Origin of the sequence: Bacillus cereus group sp. BfR-BA-01382, assembly GCF_022663475.1 — a bacterium.
Taxonomy (GTDB): domain Bacteria; phylum Bacillota; class Bacilli; order Bacillales; family Bacillaceae_G; genus Bacillus_A; species Bacillus_A thuringiensis_S.
The window spans coordinates 1-433 of sequence record NZ_JAKUFQ010000292.1 but is presented as its reverse complement, the minus strand read 5'-3'; the positions used below and the strand labels follow the sequence as shown (position 1 = coordinate 433).

The window sequence follows — 433 nt, the reverse complement described above, 5'->3', positions numbered from 1 at the left end:
AAGCCAGGAAACATTGAAAGAAACGTTAGATAAGTTCGGAACGTGTAAAACAGAAGAACCTAACGGTGGCAAAACAGAAGAACCAAAACCAGAAGGTCAAGACGGTAAAACACCAGATGGGAAAAATCAAGGTGACCAAGTCGGTAAAACGCCAGATGGGAAAAACCAAGGTGATCAAGACGGTGAAAAACCAGATGGGAAAAACCAAGGTGATCAAGACGGTGAAAAACCAGATGGGAAAAACCAAGGTGACCAAGACGGTAAAACGCCAGATGAGAAAAACCAAGGTGATCAAGACGGTAAAACGCCAGATGGGAAAAAACCAGAACAACCACAGCAAGAGAACATTCAAGTTCCAAGTGCACAATTAAATGAAGCCATTTCTAAAACATCAGACAAGATGTTACAAGATGGAATTGAAAGTGATTGGGTA

Annotated in this window: 1 pseudogene; it reads left to right on the top strand. The window is 41.6% G+C overall.

Features of this window, described 5'->3' with window-relative positions:
* A pseudogene (locus MR160_RS33995) lies at positions 1 to 433 on the top strand (DUF4430 domain-containing protein); the annotation flags it as partial.